This window comes from Pseudomonas syringae group sp. 247E2 (assembly GCF_032587795.1).
In the GTDB taxonomy this organism is placed as follows: domain Bacteria; phylum Pseudomonadota; class Gammaproteobacteria; order Pseudomonadales; family Pseudomonadaceae; genus Aquipseudomonas; species Aquipseudomonas amygdali.
Genome location: NZ_JAWHPK010000001.1, coordinates 365,597 through 382,837 on the forward strand (window position 1 = coordinate 365,597; position 17,241 = coordinate 382,837).

Here is a 17,241-nt window from a genome sequence, read left to right on the forward strand (position 1 = left end):
GCAACGCATGCTTGACCTACATAAAGCGAGGGTCACCGAGCCGTGCTTGCGCATGATTGTCAGGCAGCGGTACATCAATGAGAACTTGCCTTAGCTCGCGCCAAGGGTTGCTGCCAGTCTGCCCTGCTGTACACCCAGGCAGATGCGTAAAGGCACGACCTGCATCATCAACAGATTGCGCATTTAGGCACTGACAACACAGAACAAAACTTCCAAATAGCGACCATCTCCCGGTCCACCCGATCACCCTGGCGCTGAGCAATTCGCTTTTGCTGAGCTCCTGGCAGTACGTATTCACATCAAATACTTCATACATCACACACCTCCTTATGCGAGGCAAGGAACATCCAAATTCCCCGCTCATCCATGTATAGCTCACGTCGTGAAAGAGGCTCTGATCGATTGGCTATTGCTTGACTCGACACGGGTAAAAAAGCTCATAAGCACGCAGCCCCAAATCAAAAGCTTCTGTGAACTCGGAGTCACCTGCGAACACTTTTGAGAACTGCCTGCTCCCCCGATAGCCCCCATCCAAGACCGGTATGTTACTGGCACGAACCTGTTTTTAAAAAAGTAGCGATCTCGTCTACAAAGTCAGTCTGGGGTGTGTAGCTCTGATCCCGTATCGTCACCTTGACTGTATCACCATCCTGCTTTCCGTAAGCACCGTCCCAAATATAGCTGTGGCCAATGAAGTTCTCGCCAAAATAAACCACGAAACCGTCTCCATTGCCGTAAAGCTTACTTGAATGAATCGGAGGGCAACCTGGCCCCTGCATCTCCTGAGCGAGCGACTGGTAAACCTGACGGGCTGAGCTCTTTACTGTGACTGTCCTACTTTCTGGCGAATTGTCGATGCCTTTTTGAGTAAGACCATAGCTGCATCCAGTGACCATAGCGGCAATAGTGATCAGCAACGCAATACATCCTAGAGACGCGTCAAATGAAAATCCTCTCGCTCTGCGTAGGCTCATCAATTCACGCACTTCGCAACCGTCAGGTGTTTTATGCCCAGTTGAATCAGCGATCATGCGGCGGCCCCTTTACCCAAACCCCTAGCTACCCAAGCGATGCTCCATCCCAAGAGATAGAGCAACGAACATAAAACGATCCAAGCTCCAGCGAGCTGGGCCACAGTAACCGGCCGCTGCTTGCTCACGTTTGCCATGAACTCAGCATGCTGGGCATTGCTCTCTTCGATTTGGGCGAGACGTACAGAAGCCGGGATATGCATCAGAGCATCACGAACCAGGCGGTTCGAGCCGTGCACTGGTTCCTCAATAGTCTTGATATCCGCTAGCTGCTCCTCAATACGTTTCTGATGATCCCGATTCAACTTTTCATCGCTAGGAATGTACGTACGGTAGACATACACCGGCGCCAAAATCAGTACGACGCAACACACCGCCCAGGCTCGCTGCCACCCGTTCATAACGCATCACCAGAGGTATTTTCGCCTGACTCATTTGACAGGCTGGGATGAGGGGTAAAACGGATGACTATTGGTTCAGCGGTTAGCACATGCAGCTCCTTGCAGGCGACGGGTCTGTATTACGCGACGAGCATCAAGCAAACGCCCTGAGATGCTAATCATAGTATGTCGACCCATAGTATGCAAAAAGCCAAATTTGGCCTATGCCTATCTCACCAAAGCAATGCCCACTCGTCGCCACCTTCGCCTTCAATGTACGCATGAAAAGGCTGGAGCTTGGGCTGTCGCAGGAAGAATTAGCGGAGCTCGCCGGGGTTCACCGGACCTACATCGGGATGCTTGAGAGGAGTGAGAAAAATGTCACGATTTACAACATATGGCGGCTGGCAAGTGCTCTTCAGGTTGAGGCTGCGGACCTATTAGCTGGAGAGAGATGATTCAAGTGCTGCACTTGCTCACATCGAGAGCGGTTCAGACCATCGCGGCTAACCAACTGACACGCTGAATTTGCTCGGGTTCGGGGATCACTGATTGGCCAATTGATGGTCAACTGCACGTGGGCACAAAATCATTTCAGGTGAGCGGAGGTAGCGGCTTTTCATGGCTTGGCCACGTATCGTTTCTATGGCGCGACGGTAGCTCTTCTTGTTGCGGTTCCAGAGTCTTCTCCAAAGAAGTTTCCTTGCCGTTCATCGCCAAGCGCCAGCTTGGACTAATTAACCTTTTGACCCTAGCCCCTCGGCTTAAGTGCCAGGTCTTGTGGCCAGCAGCACCTACGTCTGCAGCTCTCATGATTGGGTCAGCCCCACTTTCTTTAGGAGAATGGAAGTTAGCAGATACTTGACGATTTATCGGCGATAGCTGGCAGATACAGGCTCTGGTGTCAGTGGGCTTGCAGAAACTTCCAATCCCAATACCAATCACCGCGATTTCATCACGCTTTAGGCTATGATCAGCGCTGAATCTCTGCTTTGCTCTCCCGAGATTGGAAACTGAATGGAATCCGCGATCCATGAATGATATGGCTGGAGTACCAACGACATCAGAAGCGGTAGCGCTTGCATCAATACTTGAGTGGTCTGCCAAAGGCCCTTGCTGGCAAAGAGATGCCTTGCGCAGAATTTATCTGCAAGAAACCCTAGAGCAGACTGATCTTGACGAGCTTTACGAAATCAGCAAGGGATTTACGGAGGGCATACCCTTAGAAGCTACCCATTTAAAGGACCCCAGTGCTGGTGACGCAGTTGTGACCCTCCGCCGTCTCCATGGTCTGAAGAACGTTAATGCTCTAGCGGAGGGCGAGGTCTTAGCATTTTCTAAAAAGGGGATGACAGTCGTATATGGCGACAACGGGGCGGGGAAGTCCGGATACGCCCGAGTACTGAAACACCTCTGCCGAGCCCGTAAAGCGCAGCGCGATATCATTCTTCCTAACGTGTATCTTACCTCGACCCAAAAGCCTTCGGCTTGTGTCGACTTCGCTGTGGGGCAGCAGCAACAAAAAAGCCAGTGGGTCTTCGGGACCCCTGCCGATGCCCGGTTATCGGCGGTCAGCGTGTTCGATAGCAGTACTGCCAACATCCATGTGGATGGTGCGAACAACCTTGCGTACACCCCTGTTGCACTTGGAATCCTCGCCGCCCTTGCTGATACATGCAAGGTTCTGAGCGTTCGCTATCAGCAGGAAATATCGACCATTCGGTCTCAGACACCAGCCTTTATACGGTCCCCCAGTTGCAAGCCAGGAACGGCCGTTGGGTCATTATTTCGCACATTGAGTCACAAGACGGATAAGTCGGAAATAGTATCGTTATCTACTTTGACGCCTCTAGAAGTCGCACGACTTGACAGTTTGGCGAAGGAGCTCGCCGAGGACCCTCAAACCATACATAAACAGTTGATGGGGCGAAAACGCAGGATTGAGAAGGGCTTAAAAGTACTCACTGATCTAGACGACGCGATATCGGAAGATTCTTATCTGAGCTTGATGGATGAGCTGAAAATGCTCAAAGATGCTAGACAGGTCGCGACTATAGCTTCGACCAAGCTTTTTTCTAATCAACCGCTTCCGGATGTTGGCTCGGATGTATGGCGCACTCTATGGGCTGCAGCACGCGATTATTCAGTAAAACATGCATATCGCCGTAGTACCTTTCCCAATGTGGAAGACGGTGCGCATTGTCCCCTATGTCAGCAGGTCTTGTCGGACGAAGCAAAAAATCGGTTTGAGTCCTTCGAGGCCTTCGTCAAAGGGGAAAGTGAGCGACAGGAAGCGCTTGCTCTGCAGACTTACGGTCTATCCTTGCGGGCGTTGAAAAACGCTCGACCAGATATTAAAAGGGTCCCGGATAGCATAGCGTGGTACCGGGATGACCTAGACCAGGCAGAGCTAGCGCAGAAACTCAGAAAAGCGTTTGTACAGGCCTCGTGGAGGCTTCGCGCAATCATTCGCCGTCGAGATCCTGAGGACGCGAGCGAGCTACCTCCACTTCCTGTCATGCCCATTGATGATCTTTCTGGCCTAATTACCTCGATTGATACCATCATTCGTGCACTGACCGCTGAGAGCGATTCAATTGAGCGCAGAACTTTAGTCAACGAACGTGATGAGCTAGCCGACAGAAAATGGCTCAGCATAGTCGTTACTGAAGTAATGCAGCAGATTGATCGTCTGAAACAAATCAGTGCTCTAGAGCAGCTAGCCAAACAAACAGCTACGAATCGTATTAGTGCCCATACGACAACACTGGCCCGCTCACATGTGACGGACCACCTGGCAGCCTGCTTCGATGATGAAATCGCTCAGCTGGGGTTGTCGATGCCGGGAATTGCGCTACAACAAGTAAGAAGTGTAGGTGGTGTGCCACAATTTCAAGTGCGTCTTAAGGTTGAAACTAAGCACACAGTTGGCCAAGTCCTTAGCGAAGGAGAACATCGCTGTGTAGCCCTAGCCGCATTTCTCGCAGAGCTCGCTACCACTAACACGCGCTCAGCGATTGTGTTTGATGATCCGGTGTCATCACTAGATCACATTCATCGGGAAGCAGTTGCGCGGCGGCTGGCTAAGGAGTCAATGCATCGTCAAGTGATCATACTTACTCATGATGTTGCATTCCTGCTTCTGCTCGAAGAGGCATGTAAGGAGCTAAAAAACCCGATTGCTTACCGCCTAATCAGTAGAGGTTCTCAACTGCCTGGTTATTGTAACGAAGCCCCACCGAATGATGTGCTGCCAATCGATCAGGTCTTGTTTTCATTGGCTAAACACCTGGCAAATGTTGCAAATCTACATGAGCGAGGGGACTCTGCTCGCTGGCGTTCAGAGGTCAATAACTTTGATGTAGAGCTCCGCATCGCCTGGGAGCGTGCAGTTGAAGAAGTCGTTAAACCCGTACTCAGACGATTAGCAAGAAAGGTATCTACGGGCGGCCTTCTACAATTAACTGTGCTGACAGAAGGCGATCACAAGGAGATGCGACAGGCCTATGGCCGTCTATCAATGCTGCTTCATAACCAGCCAAATGGGTTGAGCGAGAAGCTACCTTCACCGGACAAAATACAATACGAAATAGACACCCTTTCCAGTTGGGTTAATTCTATTCGTGATCGACAACAAGCCATTGCGGTGTGATGCTTGTAGCTTGTGAGTGCCTGACACCATCGCCTGCGTGATGGTGTCAAGCAAGTGTACTTTTAACGAAGCTTAGTTTCCGATGTCCTAAATGGATTAAAAAAATGCCGCGATTTTATTAAGTCACGGGTGTCAGATAATCCCTTGCAGGTCGGGTTGAGAGCCATTCTGTTAGCCCTGGGGCGTCAGCTCGCATCTCAATGAGAGCTTCTGCGGCTTGCGCTCGCCACACCAAGTCGCCTGGCTCAGTGAAAGTTCGGCGCAGCTTGCGTATACCGCTTATGGCTATTTCAGACCAGGTCAAAAAATCTCGAAGCCCCCAATGAGCTACGCGGCTAAGATGCGGGATAGCACCTTTCTTAGCCTTTGTGGCTGGCGTCAGTAATACCGCGCACACTGATGCTGTGGATGCGCCCGGCACATGCTCTCGCAGCCAGTCGGGATGCGAGGCTGCCTGCCTAGCCTTAGTTGCATCAATTGTGCTGTCTTCGCCTTTTGCATTAGCATGATCTTCAAAAACGATAGCGATGTTGCCTATCATCCACCATGGATCAGGTGAGGCATCCAACTCTTTCTTACCCGCGATGAACCCTAAGTGTTGTCCGAGGAGTACCTGAGCTTGCTCAAAAGTTCCTGCTGCTTGCAGACCCTCTCTTATTCGCTTCTCAAAGGCAGTGAATGTTCTATTGTGAAGAGTTCCAAGCTTTGCAAGGTGTGCTTCTAATTGCTCGACTTGTGCCTGTACTACCGCGTGGTTTGCATCCGCAACGGAGAGCTCTGTTTTAACTCCGCGCGCTAGTGAAATGAGCCACGGAATGCCTGCTGCGGACTCTTTGGCTTTTTTGAACTGCTGTTTCGCATTAACATCGAAGCCGCGCTCACCTTCCGAGAAGGCGCGCTCTGCAGCGCTGCCAGCCAAATAATGCCACAGAGCACGGTATCCTCGAAGGCCCGTGTCACTTAAGCCACCGAGAACCTCTCGTGCAGCTTCGTATGCAATTACATAATCTTCGTTCCACATAGCTGCTTGCCATGCGATCTCGTTTGGAACCGCGTCCGCAAGTTGGTCCATAGCTGGAAATGCCAACTGGGAAACGTTCTCGCGCGTTTCAAGTATGCCTTCGTTAGCATCCTCCCACTCTTCCTCATGTTCGAGAAAAATGGAGAAGTTTTCTAGGATTTCGTCTGCCGTGACGCTAGAAGACTGATCTATCCCAAACTCAAGCTCTGCCTGTAGCTCTGGATGCAGATAGCTACGGCGTTTGCGGTCCGTTAGATAGGCAGGAAGATCCTCTCCGGTCACAACGACGGCCGAATAGTCGTTAAGCCCTCTAGTGCAGCGTCCGATTGCCTGGAGCACTCTAGTTTGAATGCGCTCGTTAAAAAGAAGGTTTGCCCCCATTCGATTCATAAGGAAGCGTTCTTGTAGATTCGTAGCGCGTGGAAGGCCTTCCACAAAAAGAAGCCGACAGTCTTCATCTGGAAAGTCAATTCCATCAAATCTATTAGCTACTACCGCAACGGCTGGGCTACTGTTGGTAAACGCCGTCTTACTATCTTCCAAATCATTGGCACGAAACACCTTGAAGCGAAGAGATGATTTCACGTCTTCAGCAATATCATCTGCAGTAGCACCACTGGGAGTCAGCACTAGGCTGCGGCCAGCCTGCTTCATCAGCTTATGTCGGAGATTTATGCTGGCACTCTCATCCAGTGACATTTCCGGAAAGACGAAGAACCGACGCCCGATACCTTGCCGATCCCAGCCGTCCGGAATCTGCAGACGCTTGATCTTACTGCGTCCTGTTAACCGCTCTAGATCTCCTCCCGCCCCTAATGTAGCGGACATGAATATACGCTGTGTTGCGTCTGAAAATGGCTTATGCGCCCAAGTAGGAGGTATCAATGGGCGGAGCAACATCTCTGTGGCGGACAGGTACAATTGGCATCCTGACAGGCGGCCCCCAAGCATTCGCCACACGTATTTTTGATCGCCATCACCAACATTTTCAGAGATCGCAGCGCGCAGCTCGTTAGCGATTTCATCTATTTGATGAGTGGGGATTTTATCGACCCAAGTGAGGTCATCAACGCTGCTCCAGTTGCCGCTAAGGCGCGCATAGCTTTGATCAGAAATCACGCACCTCAGAACGCTAACCACTGCCTGGAATAGCGTCGCATCTTCAGAGCGTTGAATGCGCATCGTCCACTGGCTAGCAATGTAGTTCTCCGCTGCGTGCGCATCATCAATGATGATGATGTCTGGCGCTTCAAAAAATGGATTCACATTGAAGAGGCTGTTGTATGTAGTTACCGCTATGCGCTGGCCGCTGAGATAGGCAGCTTTCGCATCTGGGGTGTAACGTTTGACCTTCCCAGTGAAAGCCTCAACAGATAGGCCGTACTTCGTTGACGCCTCCTCGACAACCTGATTTACCAGTTGTCGAGTGGGGCACAGGTAGACGACCCGTTCCTTGAACTTGCGACGCCGCCATTCAGCAAGCAGGAGCCCGACAAGCGTTTTCCCGCTGCCGGTCGGTAGTTGCAGTGCAACGTCGCTAACATTGAGTGCGTCCGAAACGTATGTTCTAAGTATCTGGCCTTGATGGTCGTATAAGCTTGGATGTTTGCGACGAGGCAGATCACGAAACAGTCGGTCCGGGCTCTCAGGAACAGGTGTTTGAGTTGGGGGTTTTTTGAACGCCATGATATTCGGCCCTAATGCAGCTGTGAGCGTCGCCTATGAGAACAGCGCTGAATACACCAGAAAGGGCTCGTGCTTATGGGCAAAGTACTTGGATCGCAGTACTGATGGAGCGCATCCGGGCGCAAACAGCTGGTCCTTCGGCCTGCGCTGTCCTGCTTAGCGCCAGCGTCCGGGTACCATTGCCGTTAGTAATGGCTCGACGCTACCAAATAGCCGGTGGTCTGTCACTTATAAGGCGCAATTTAATCAGCAGAGCTGGGCTACTCAACGCAGTTTGTATCTTCTTTTCTGGGTAGGCTCAAACGGTTCGATGGGTATGGGCTGAAGTATGGGCTAAGCTAAAGAATTCAGCCGTATGGCCTTTATTTGTAGGGTCATAAGGCATTAAAAAGCCGGCTTGTGGCCGGTTTTTATCGGGTCAGCACGCAAGGCAGTCGGGCTGCGAAGGCATCCGCTTTGTACGCGCGCTAGGCACTCGCCTATACGGCAAGCTATTAAGGATCACTCGCGTCACGGTAAAGAGTGAGTGCTCACTTCCCCGCGCCAATGATTGCCGACATAGAGAGACTTCCGGTAGCTGCTGTCTGGATGTGCTCGCTCCACCATTTCATCATTGGACGCCTACGCTCGATGTAGTCAGCCCGGTTATAGGCGCTCCGTACCTCGTCCTTGTCGACGTGCGCGAGTGCGACCTCAATCAACTCCGGATCCCATCCATGTTCGTTCAGTATGGTGCTCGCCATTGAGCGCATGCCGTGGCTCACTAAACGCCCCTCGAACCCCATCCGTTTGAGCGCCATATTCGCAGTCTGGCTATTGCAATGGGTACGCGGATTTCGATCTGCTGGAAACACATACTCACGGTGCCCGCTGAGAGGCTTTATAGCCTCCAAAAGTTCAATAGCTTGTTGGGTGAGCGGAATAACATGCGTGCGACGTTTTTTCATCCGTTCCGGAGGGATTGTCCATACCTTTCTCTCAAGGTCCAAGTCTGCCCAGCGGGTCGTAGCCGCTTCCGCTGGACGAGTCATGGTATGGAGTTGCCACTCAATCAAGCAGCGTGTTGTTCTCTTTATGCTGGCATTGGCGATAGCTAGCATCAGTTCTTTAAGCTCATCGGGCGCGAGCGCTAGCATGTTTTGTTTCTTCGGCTTCTTGAAGACGGAGCGGATGCCACTGAGCGGATTCGAGAAAATGAGCCCCGCATTCACCCCATAAGTCATGATCTCGTTGAGACGTTGGCTAAGCCGCTTAACAGTCTCCAAACTGCCCTTTGTCTCTAGAGGTCTCAGCAATTTGATAACCGCTGGCGCGGTGACTGCTGAAATCGGCGTCAGCGCCAGATCGGGAAAGACGTGGAGCGTTAAAGAGCGCCAGATGTCTTCAGCATAAGCAGTAGTCACTGAGTCTTTCTTGAGATCAAACCACGCAGTGGCTACGTTCCTAAATGTGTGTTCCGTGGTCGCCTTCAACGTCTGCCGATCTGCGTCACGCTTTTCCTTAGGATCGAGGCCCTGGGCAACTAACTCTCTGGCACCGACGGTCCGTGTCCGTGCTTGAGCCAGGCTTACCTCTGGAAAGGTACCCAAGCCCATGTTGATCCGTTTCTTGGTCGCCGGATGGATGTAATTGAAGTTCCAAAGCTTCGAGCCGTTGGCTCTAACTCTCATCTGAAGGCCGTCACCATCGGTGAGGATGTAGTCCTTCTCCTTTGGCTTGGCGGCCCTGACTTTGATGTCTGAAAGACGCGCCGCTCGAGCTCCCATGATGTATTCCAAGCTGTTTATGTATTCCAAAATCTAACAGGTGAAGGCTTGGAATACCACTTGGAATACACGAGCTACCAGATGTCCACAGACGCAAAAAGACGGCTGTGGAGCTTAACCCTCTGTATTTACTGGATTTTAGGCACAAAAAAAGACGTCCGTGGACGTCTTTAGATGTTGAGGTGGTGGAGCCGGGGGGATTTGAACCCCCGTCCGCCAGTACTCCGCTGTCGGTACTACATGCGTAGCCGTGTCTATTAAGTTAACCCTCAGCGACCCGACGGGCAGGGTGCTTTGGGCGAGCTGTGTAAGTTTTAGCCGATTCGTCCACAGCGTACTGCACGGCGATTCTGTTCTATATGACAATCATTTTGGGTTTACAGACATCCCCTGATGATTGCTGGAGCCGAAGCTACCAGAAGTGCGGCTAGGCTGCTTACGCAGCTAGTTGAGCACCGTAGTTTTCGTCATTGGCAACTATAGAAAGTTGCAACAGTGGATTTACGAGTTCTGTTACCAACTCGGCATGCACCTAAAGTTTCATCACCGGCGTCGAATCCAAATCGGCCCCGAGACTGCTTTCGCAGTCGCTGGGGCGCAGTGTACGCCGATTGGCGTGTCACGTCGACCCGTTTGCTGCAATCGATCAGGCTAACCGGGTGGCGGGCCTGATCGAAGGGGTTACTTGGTGCCTTCGCTGCCTGAGCCGGTGTTTTTCAGCGAGGTGATCACCTTGGTGGTGATTTCGACGCATTTTTTCTCGTCGTTCTGAGCTTGAGCCGCTTTGGCGTTTTTCTCAGTGGTTTCTAGCATTGTCTTGGTTTCCGGGCTCAGGTTGGTGCCGGAAGAAACCTGAGCATTTTCGATCGTTTTGATGTTTGCAGCGCACAAATCATCGGCGGCAAAAACCGGCGAAGCCAACAGGGCGGCGCTGAGGAACAATCCAGTGAGGGCGGTACGCATCATGTGTCTCTCCTTATAACCTGTGGACTCGGTATGGCCGGTCATTGAGGCCGTCGCCCGAGGGTTTGAAAAGCCCGTTTAACAGTTGGGCTTAAAGGATTGACTGTGCTGTAACGCAGGCGTTCTATTTTATTTTCAGACAGATGCGAAAAAGCCACATTGGGCGGTTAAGGCACCAAAGTGGGGCGATCTTCGCGTTGAGGTTGTGATTGTGCGGGGTGGAATAAGGGGCAGATGGATTGAAAGTGCGCGGCGCCAAATGCCCGTTACAGGCATTCGGCACCGGCAAGGAGTTAGTCGTCCTTGCCCTTGGAGCGCACGGCACGCTGTAGCTCACGGTCCGAGTCGCGTTCACGCTCGGTGTGGCGCTTGTCGTATTCCTTCTTGCCTTTACCCAGCGCGATTTCGCACTTGATCAAGTGCTCCTTCCAGTAAACGGAAAGGGCCACGCAGGCATAGCCTTTCTGTTGAACCGAGCTGGTGAGCTTTTCGAGCTCGCGCTTGTTCAGCAGCAGTTTTCGGGTGCGTGTCGGGTCAGCGATGACGTGCGTGCTGGCAGTCTTGAGAGGCGTGATGTGGCAACCCATCAGCCAGGCCTCGCCATCCTTGAGCAGCACGTAACTGTCGACCAGCTGTACCTTGGTGGCACGCAGGCTTTTTACTTCCCAGCCAGCCAGGACCAGACCGGCCTCGAACTTGTGTTCGATGAAGTAATCGTGACGCGCCTTTTTATTTTGCGCGATGGTCCCTGTAGGGTTTTTCTTGAGCTTAGCCATAGGGGGCGCATTATAGGGAGTTGCATCAATGTCGGCTATGGGAAAGCGCGTGCTTGAGCACAAAGGTTGAATCCCGGACAATGCGCGATCTTTTTTGGCTGGGCGTTTCGATAATGTCGACGGACAAGGTTTCAGTCCACGGTAGCTGGGCAAGCCGCTGGGTGTTCATCCTGGCTGCCACAGGTTCTGCCGTGGGGCTGGGCAGCATATGGAAATTTCCGTACATGGTCGGTGCCTATGGCGGCGGTGCATTTGTACTGGTGTTTCTGGCGTGCATCGCGCTGATCGGCATTCCGGTGATGATCGCCGAGACGCTGATTGGCCGTCGTTCCCGACTCAGTCCGGCGAATGCGCTCAAGACGCTGGCGCTGGAGGCGGGGCATTCGGCGCGATGGTCATGGGGCGCTTTTGCCGGAATGATCACGGCTTTGCTGATTCTCTCCTTTTATAGTGTGGTGGGCGGCTGGTCGCTGGATTACATCATCGACATGGGGCGCGGCGATTTTCAGGGTGTTTCGCCGGATCAGGTCGGTGCCTATTTCGGCGCGGTGATTGCAGACCCTTGGCGTCTGATTTTGTGGCACACCATTTTCATGCTGCTGTCGGCGGTGGTGATCGGCAAGGGTGTCGAGGCCGGTCTGGAGAAGAGCCTGCGGATCATGATGCCTATGCTGTTCCTGCTGATGCTGGCACTTTTGGGCTATAGCCTGACCACCGGGCATTTCATGGAAGGCGTGCATTTCATGTTCGACTTCAATCCCGACAAGGTCTTGGACGGCTTGCTGCCCGCGATGGGGCATGCGTTCTTTTCCCTGAGCGTCGGTGTCGGCTCGATCATGGTCTACGGCGCTTACATGACCAAGGGCGCGTCTATCAGCACCACGGTCGTCGGCATCGCGTTGCTCGACACCTTTGTTTCGCTGCTGGCGGGCCTTGCGCTGTTCCCTATCGTTTTTGCTGCAGGCCTGAACCCGAGCGAGGGGCCGGGCCTGATGTTTGTAACGTTGCCATACGCGTTCGGCAACGTGGCATTCGGGCAGTTGATGGGTGTTGTGTTCTTCGTGCTGGTGGCTGTAGCGGCCTGGAGCTCGGCGATTTCGCTGCTTGAACCCATGGTTGCCTATCTGGTTGAGCGCACCCGTATTCGCCGCGCCTGGGTGACGTTCTGGCTGGCATTTACCTGCTGGTTTGTGGGGCTGGGAACGGTGTTCTCGTTCAATATCTGGCAAAAAGCCAAGTTTTTCGTGAACGATGGAGGTGTATTCCACCTCTACCAGTGGGGCGCATCGACTGGCCTGGACTTCTTTGGAGTCATTGATTTCTTCACTTCGCGGATCATGTTGCCGCTGGGTGGGTTGTGTTTTGTGGTATTCGCTGGTTGGGTGATGAGCCGTGAGACGGTGCGTGACGAGTTGTCGATTCGCAGTCCATTGCTCTTCAACCTGACGTTCTTTTTGATGCGCTACGTGGCGCCGCTCGGCATTCTTGTGGTGTTTGCCGCTCAGCTCTGGAAATGACGCTCACATGACTACGCATATACAACGCTCTGCTTTACTGCCGTACCCGGCCGGGTTCCTTTATGACCTGGTCAATGATGTGGCTCGTTATCCCGAGTTTCTGCCGTGGTGCTCTTCCGCTACCGTGCTGGAGTCCAGCGAAGCGCAGATGCGCGCCAGCCTGGAAATTGCCAAGGGCGGTCTGAGCCAGAAGTTCATGACGCGCAACACGCTTACCCCAGGCGAATCGATCGTGATGGACCTGGTTGAGGGGCCATTCGAGCAGTTTCATGGCGTCTGGACATTCAAGCCGCTGGGCGAGAAGGCCTGCAAGATCAGCCTGGATCTGTCCTTCGATTATGCCGGCTCTATCGTTCGCGCCACCCTCGGGCCACTGTTCAATCAGGCGGCCAATACGCTGGTGGATGCGTTCTGTCAGCGAGCGAAAGAGCTGCATGGCTGAGGCAGTGATTCAGATTGAGGTGGTGTACGCCTCTGTGCAGCGTCAGGTGTTAATGACGCTGGATGTTCCGGCAGGCTCTTCGGTGCGTCAGGCACTGGCTCTCAGTGGCATGGACAGGGAGTTTCCCGAGCTGGATCTGGCGCAGTGTGCCGTAGGTATCTTCGGCAAGGTGGTGGCTGATCCTTCCACGCGGGTGCTGGAGGCGGGTGAGCGAATAGAGATCTATCGTCCGCTATTGGCCGATCCCATGGAGATCAGGCGTCTGCGTGCCGCCAGGGCAAGGGAGAAACGGACGCTTCCCGGCTGAACGCTGACTGAACGAAAGGCACAAAAAAGCCCGGCATGCCGGGCTTTTTGTTGAGAGCTGCGGACTAACGAGAGTTGGTGTCCAGAGGCTCTTGGGTCGGGACAGGTACGGTCTCGACGCTGTCCACGTCTTTCTGGATCTTGTCCAACAACGAACCTGGCTTGGCCGGCTCTTCAGGCTTCTGCACCGGCTGATTCTCTGCCGGGACAGTGGTATCGCTGCCTTTGCCGAGAATGGCTTCATCGCGGCTGACACCGGGCATGAAGTCGCCAGACAGGCTTACAAGCTGGTCATTGCCGTTGAATATAAGGCTGACACGCTCCTGCTGGCGTTCACCGCCACCTGGCTGCAGGCTGTACAGGTAATCCCACCGATCGGAGTGGAAAGTGTCGGTCAACAGGGGGTTGCCCATGATAAACCGTACTTGCCGTCGGGTCATTCCGGGGCGTAACTGGTCTATCATGTCCTGCGTGACGACATTACCCTGCTGGATGTCGATTTTGTAAACCCCGGGGAATGAACAACCGGCGAGTGCGAGCAGTCCCACGAAGGTGAAACTGGTTAGCAAGAGCTTGGTGTTTTGCATCGGTGGGCGACTTCCACTATCTTGGCTGGGACAACGTAAACCCCGATCATACCTGCATTAAGAGAAGCTGCGAAGCAGCGTCTGCGAGAAAGCTGACCATGGTTGAAAATAGCGAACTACGTAAAGCAGGACTAAAGGTAACCCTACCAAGGGTTAAAATACTCCAAATGCTCGATTCTGCCGAGCAGCGCCACATGAGTGCCGAGGATGTCTACAAGGCGCTTATGGAGGCAAGCGAGGACGTCGGCCTGGCCACGGTTTACCGTGTTCTGACCCAGTTTGAAGCCGCTGGATTAGTGGTGCGCCACAATTTCGACGGCGGTCATGCTGTGTTTGAGCTGGCTGATGGCGGCCATCACGACCACATGGTCAACGTGGAGTCAGGTGAGGTAATCGAGTTCTTCGACGAAGAAATCGAGAAGCTTCAAAAGGCTATTGTCGAAAGACACGGCTTCGACCTGGTGGACCACAATCTGGTGCTCTACGTCCGCAACAAGAAGGCGTAAGCCAGACGGCGTAAAAACCAGCACCAAAGGCGACCCTGGGTCGCCTTTGTGCTTTCTGCGGTTCAGCTTTTAGCGGTAACGACCATCTTTTTAGCGTGCGCCAGAGATTCCTTGGTCAGGTCGATGCCCCCCAGCATTCGGGCCACTTCTTCTATGCGCTCGGTCTTGCTGAGTTTGGAAACCGCCGTACGCGTGGCGTCGTTGTCGCGGACCTTGTGCACAAACAGATGCTGATGGCCCTGCGCGGCAACCTGCGGCAGGTGGGTGACGGTCATGACTTGCCCGCGCTCGCCCAGGCGACGCAGCAATTGCCCCACGATCTCGGCGGTCGGCCCGCCAATGCCCACATCGACTTCGTCGAATACCAGCGTCGGCACCCGCGAGGTTTGTGCAGTAATGACCTGAATCGCAAGGCTGATGCGCGACAGCTCGCCACCCGACGCTACTTTCGCCAGCGCTTTCAGCGGTTGGCCGGGGTTGGCGCTGACCAGTAGCTCTACCTGCTCAAGACCGTGAGGCGACGGTTCTACGCTGGCATTGGCTTTAAGGTCGATCTGGAAACGACCGCCGGGCATGCCCAGTCGATGAATTTCCTGCTCTACAGCGCTGGCCAGTGTCGTTGCCGAATTGCGGCGCAGGTCGCTCAGTTCGCGGGCCTTCTCTTGGTAATGCCGGGCAAATGCCTGTACTTCGTGCTCCAGGCGTTCGATGGATTCGTCGTTGGCATTCAGTGTTTCTATTTCATCCAGCAGCTTTTGTTGCAGCGTGGCCACTTCACCTGGCTGGATGCGGTGCTTGCGCGCCAGTGTATAGATGGCATCAAGACGCTCTTCAAGCTGTTGCAGTCTGGCCGGGTCGGCGTCGAAGTGATCCAGAAAACGGTTCAGTTCGCCTACCGCTTCTTCTACCTGTATCTGCGCGCTGGACAGCAAGCCGGTGGCCTCGCTCAGGGCGGACGGCGAATGGTCGATGCTGCCGAGCCGATGCAGGCTGGCGGTCAGGGCGTTGAGCACGTTGCCGGAATCGCTTTCGCTGCACTGCTCGACCACTTGTCGGCAAATGCTCAGCAGGCTTTCGGCGTTGGTCAGGTCTTTGTGTTCCTGCTCCAGCTGCTCAAGCTCGTTTTCGCCCAGGCTCAGGCTTTCCAGCTCTTCGAGTTGATAGCTGAGCAGTTGATGGCGTGCGCGCTGCTCGTCTCCTGAATTGGAAAGGCGCTCCAGCTCTTGTCGCGTCTGCCGCCAGCGTTGCGCAGCGAGATGGACCTGACGGGCCAGGTCGGTAGCGCCAGCGTATTCGTCCAGCAGGCGTCGGTGGGTATCGGTCTTGAGCAGCGACTGGTGCTCATGCTGGCTGTGGATATCAATGAGCAGTTCACCCAGTGCCTTCAAATCTCCCTGAGGGCAGGGCGAGCCATTGATGTAGGAGCGTGACCGACCTTCGGCGGTAATGACCCGGCGCAGGATGCAGGGGCCGTCGTTGTCCAGGTCGCGCTCTTTGAGCCAGGTCTGTGCCTCGGGAATGTCGCCCAGGTCGAATGTGGCCAGGATATCGGCCTTGTCGGCACCCGGCCGGACCACGCCGCTGTCGGCACGGTCGCCCAGCGTAAGGCCCAGGGCGTCGAGCATGATCGACTTGCCAGCGCCGGTTTCGCCGGTGATGACGCTCATGCCTCGATCCAGTTCGAGGTCAAGGTGTTCGACAATGGCGTAGTTGTGTACGGAAAGGTGCACCAGCATTGAGCGGCTCCCGGGCTGTTTGTCTGGTTATTTATACAGTGTTTTATTTGTTGCTGACAATGCCTTCGCTTAGCTCGATTTGATCGGTTTGCAGTGGTTTTTAGTCGCTCTTGTTTCGGTCCGCAATTTTTCGCTCGTCCGGAATCCGCATTATTTGTCAGGGAATGCGTATCTCGATTGCATGAAACCCTTGAAGCCGGAAATTCCGATCCCATATAGGTGGACAGAAGCGCGAATCGGGATCGCGGACGTTTTTAGAGGAGAACATGTATGGCTGACGAACAGAATCTGGATGCGCAGGCTCAGGATCAGGCTGCCGAGGCGGGCGCGGGTGAAGAACTGACAACCCGTGTGCAGGTGCTCGAAGAGCAACTGGCTGCTGCGCAGGACCAATCCCTTCGCGTGGCTGCGGATCTGCAGAATGTCCGCCGCCGTGCTGAGCAGGATGTTGAAAAGGCGCACAAGTTTGCGCTGGAAAAATTTGCCGGTGATCTGTTGCCGATCATCGACAGTCTGGAGCGAGGCCTTGATCTGTCCAATCCGGACGATGAAAGCATTCGCCCGATGCGTGAAGGCATCGAGCTGACCTTGAAGATGTTTCAGGACACCCTCAAGCGTTATCAGTTGGAAGCCATTGATCCACATGGTCAACCGTTCAGTGCCGACCAGCACCAGGCGATGGCCATGCAGGAAAGTGCCGACGTCGAGCCTAATACTGTGCTCAAGGTATTCCAGAAGGGTTATCAGCTTAATGGTCGCCTGTTGCGCCCGGCCATGGTCGTGGTCAGCAAGGCACCGTCGCCTGCAACGCCGTCAATCAACGAGCAGGCTTGAAATCAGCTGTAAGGCCCCCATTTAAAGGTCAAGCGTTT

At 53.8% G+C, this 17,241-nt stretch carries 16 protein-coding genes and 1 other RNA gene; 7 read left to right on the forward strand and 10 right to left on the reverse strand.

Annotated features, from left to right (window positions below; translation table 11 throughout):
- Nucleotides 1-16: 16 nt before the first annotated feature.
- The 3 genes from RYC18_RS01735 to RYC18_RS01745 all read right to left on the reverse strand — a co-directional run bounded on the left by RYC18_RS01735 (nt 17) and on the right by RYC18_RS01745 (nt 1,432).
- Nucleotides 17-316, reverse strand: coding sequence for a hypothetical protein (locus RYC18_RS01735; protein ID WP_042932129.1), 300 nt, complete (start codon nt 314-316; stop codon nt 17-19).
- 229 nt (nt 317-545) lie between these two features.
- A complete protein-coding gene (locus RYC18_RS01740; protein ID WP_316882443.1) occupies nt 546-1,031 on the reverse strand; it encodes a hypothetical protein in 486 nt (161 codons plus the stop codon).
- Entirely contained in the window at nt 1,028-1,432 is a 405-nt protein-coding gene (locus RYC18_RS01745; RefSeq protein WP_316882446.1) for a hypothetical protein, read from the reverse strand. Before RYC18_RS01745 ends, RYC18_RS01740 begins: the two co-directional genes overlap by 4 nt.
- Before the next feature lie 260 nt (nt 1,433-1,692).
- Here RYC18_RS01745 and RYC18_RS01750 point away from each other — a divergent pair, with 260 nt between their 5' ends.
- Together RYC18_RS01750 and RYC18_RS01755 are read left to right on the forward strand one after the other, a co-directional pair.
- The gene (locus tag RYC18_RS01750) at nt 1,693-1,869 is read left to right on the forward strand and encodes a helix-turn-helix domain-containing protein (protein ID WP_410478347.1); all 177 of its coding nucleotides are present in this window, start codon (nt 1,693-1,695) and stop codon (nt 1,867-1,869) included.
- 575 nt (nt 1,870-2,444) lie between these two features.
- A complete protein-coding gene (locus RYC18_RS01755; RefSeq protein ID WP_316882450.1) occupies nt 2,445-5,063 on the forward strand; it encodes an AAA family ATPase in 2,619 nt (872 codons plus the stop codon).
- A 118-nt stretch (nt 5,064-5,181) separates the two neighbouring features.
- Here the strand turns inward: RYC18_RS01755 and RYC18_RS01760 are convergent, their stop codons facing one another.
- From RYC18_RS01760 to smpB, 5 genes are all read right to left on the reverse strand, one after another.
- Nucleotides 5,182-7,770: a DEAD/DEAH box helicase gene (locus tag RYC18_RS01760; RefSeq protein WP_316882452.1), complete on the reverse strand. Its 2,589-nt coding sequence runs from the start codon at nt 7,768-7,770 to the stop codon at nt 5,182-5,184.
- A 530-nt stretch (nt 7,771-8,300) separates the two neighbouring features.
- Complete coding sequence (locus RYC18_RS01765) at nt 8,301-9,536, reverse strand: integrase domain-containing protein (RefSeq protein ID WP_316884143.1); 1,236 nt, start codon at nt 9,534-9,536, stop codon at nt 8,301-8,303.
- 183 nt (nt 9,537-9,719) lie between these two features.
- Nucleotides 9,720-10,107: a transfer-messenger RNA gene (gene ssrA / locus RYC18_RS01770) on the reverse strand.
- Between the two features lie 110 nt (nt 10,108-10,217).
- Nucleotides 10,218-10,502, reverse strand: a complete 285-nt coding sequence (locus tag RYC18_RS01775) for a hypothetical protein (protein WP_016980429.1) — start codon at nt 10,500-10,502, stop codon at nt 10,218-10,220.
- 290 nt (nt 10,503-10,792) lie between these two features.
- Nucleotides 10,793-11,275, reverse strand: a complete 483-nt coding sequence (gene smpB / locus RYC18_RS01780) for an SsrA-binding protein SmpB (RefSeq protein ID WP_002555146.1) — start codon at nt 11,273-11,275, stop codon at nt 10,793-10,795.
- 113 nt (nt 11,276-11,388) lie between these two features.
- Between smpB and RYC18_RS01785 the strand changes: the two genes are divergently transcribed.
- The 3 genes from RYC18_RS01785 to RYC18_RS01795 are packed head-to-tail and all read left to right on the forward strand — an operon-like array spanning nt 11,389 to nt 13,541.
- On the forward strand, nt 11,389-12,792 hold the full coding sequence (locus RYC18_RS01785; protein ID WP_029240803.1) for a sodium-dependent transporter: 1,404 nt from the start codon (nt 11,389-11,391) through the stop codon (nt 12,790-12,792).
- A 7-nt stretch (nt 12,793-12,799) separates the two neighbouring features.
- On the forward strand, nt 12,800-13,234 hold the full coding sequence (locus RYC18_RS01790; RefSeq protein ID WP_004656689.1) for a type II toxin-antitoxin system RatA family toxin: 435 nt from the start codon (nt 12,800-12,802) through the stop codon (nt 13,232-13,234).
- Nucleotides 13,227-13,541 carry an RnfH family protein gene (locus tag RYC18_RS01795; protein WP_002555144.1) on the forward strand — a complete coding sequence of 105 codons (315 nt, stop codon included), beginning with the start codon at nt 13,227-13,229 and terminating at the stop codon, nt 13,539-13,541. The genes RYC18_RS01790 and RYC18_RS01795 overlap by 8 nt, the downstream gene beginning before the upstream one ends.
- A 64-nt stretch (nt 13,542-13,605) precedes the next feature.
- Here the strand turns inward: RYC18_RS01795 and RYC18_RS01800 are convergent, their stop codons facing one another.
- A complete protein-coding gene (locus RYC18_RS01800) occupies nt 13,606-14,127 on the reverse strand; it encodes an outer membrane protein assembly factor BamE (RefSeq protein ID WP_002555143.1) in 522 nt (173 codons plus the stop codon).
- A 98-nt stretch (nt 14,128-14,225) separates the two neighbouring features.
- On the opposite strand from RYC18_RS01800, the gene fur reads away from it, so the two are divergent.
- Nucleotides 14,226-14,633, forward strand: coding sequence for a ferric iron uptake transcriptional regulator (gene fur / locus RYC18_RS01805; RefSeq protein ID WP_002555142.1), 408 nt, complete (start codon nt 14,226-14,228; stop codon nt 14,631-14,633).
- A gap of 62 nt (nt 14,634-14,695) precedes the next feature.
- On the opposite strand, the gene recN is transcribed toward fur, so the two are convergent.
- On the reverse strand, nt 14,696-16,369 hold the full coding sequence (recN, locus tag RYC18_RS01810; RefSeq protein ID WP_316882478.1) for a DNA repair protein RecN: 1,674 nt from the start codon (nt 16,367-16,369) through the stop codon (nt 14,696-14,698).
- A gap of 270 nt (nt 16,370-16,639) precedes the next feature.
- Here recN and grpE point away from each other — a divergent pair, with 270 nt between their 5' ends.
- Entirely contained in the window at nt 16,640-17,203 is a 564-nt protein-coding gene (gene grpE / locus RYC18_RS01815) for a nucleotide exchange factor GrpE (protein WP_002555140.1), read from the forward strand.
- Nucleotides 17,204-17,241: the final 38 nt, after the last annotated feature.

Coding starts and splice junctions, on each gene's coding strand:
- RYC18_RS01735 (WP_042932129.1), bottom strand. CDS start 316: ATGTATGAAGTATTTGATGTGAATACGTACTGCCAGGAGCTCAGCAAA.
- RYC18_RS01740 (WP_316882443.1), bottom strand. CDS start 1,031: ATGATCGCTGATTCAACTGGGCATAAAACACCTGACGGTTGCGAAGTG.
- RYC18_RS01745 (WP_316882446.1), bottom strand. CDS start 1,432: ATGAACGGGTGGCAGCGAGCCTGGGCGGTGTGTTGCGTCGTACTGATT.
- RYC18_RS01750 (WP_410478347.1), top strand. CDS start 1,693: ATGAAAAGGCTGGAGCTTGGGCTGTCGCAGGAAGAATTAGCGGAGCTC.
- RYC18_RS01755 (WP_316882450.1), top strand. CDS start 2,445: ATGAATGATATGGCTGGAGTACCAACGACATCAGAAGCGGTAGCGCTT.
- RYC18_RS01760 (WP_316882452.1), bottom strand. CDS start 7,770: ATGGCGTTCAAAAAACCCCCAACTCAAACACCTGTTCCTGAGAGCCCG.
- RYC18_RS01765 (WP_316884143.1), bottom strand. CDS start 9,536: ATGGGAGCTCGAGCGGCGCGTCTTTCAGACATCAAAGTCAGGGCCGCC.
- RYC18_RS01775 (WP_016980429.1), bottom strand. CDS start 10,502: ATGATGCGTACCGCCCTCACTGGATTGTTCCTCAGCGCCGCCCTGTTG.
- smpB (WP_002555146.1), bottom strand. CDS start 11,275: ATGGCTAAGCTCAAGAAAAACCCTACAGGGACCATCGCGCAAAATAAA.
- RYC18_RS01785 (WP_029240803.1), top strand. CDS start 11,389: ATGTCGACGGACAAGGTTTCAGTCCACGGTAGCTGGGCAAGCCGCTGG.
- RYC18_RS01790 (WP_004656689.1), top strand. CDS start 12,800: ATGACTACGCATATACAACGCTCTGCTTTACTGCCGTACCCGGCCGGG.
- RYC18_RS01795 (WP_002555144.1), top strand. CDS start 13,227: ATGGCTGAGGCAGTGATTCAGATTGAGGTGGTGTACGCCTCTGTGCAG.
- RYC18_RS01800 (WP_002555143.1), bottom strand. CDS start 14,127: ATGCAAAACACCAAGCTCTTGCTAACCAGTTTCACCTTCGTGGGACTG.
- fur (WP_002555142.1), top strand. CDS start 14,226: ATGGTTGAAAATAGCGAACTACGTAAAGCAGGACTAAAGGTAACCCTA.
- recN (WP_316882478.1), bottom strand. CDS start 16,369: ATGCTGGTGCACCTTTCCGTACACAACTACGCCATTGTCGAACACCTT.
- grpE (WP_002555140.1), top strand. CDS start 16,640: ATGGCTGACGAACAGAATCTGGATGCGCAGGCTCAGGATCAGGCTGCC.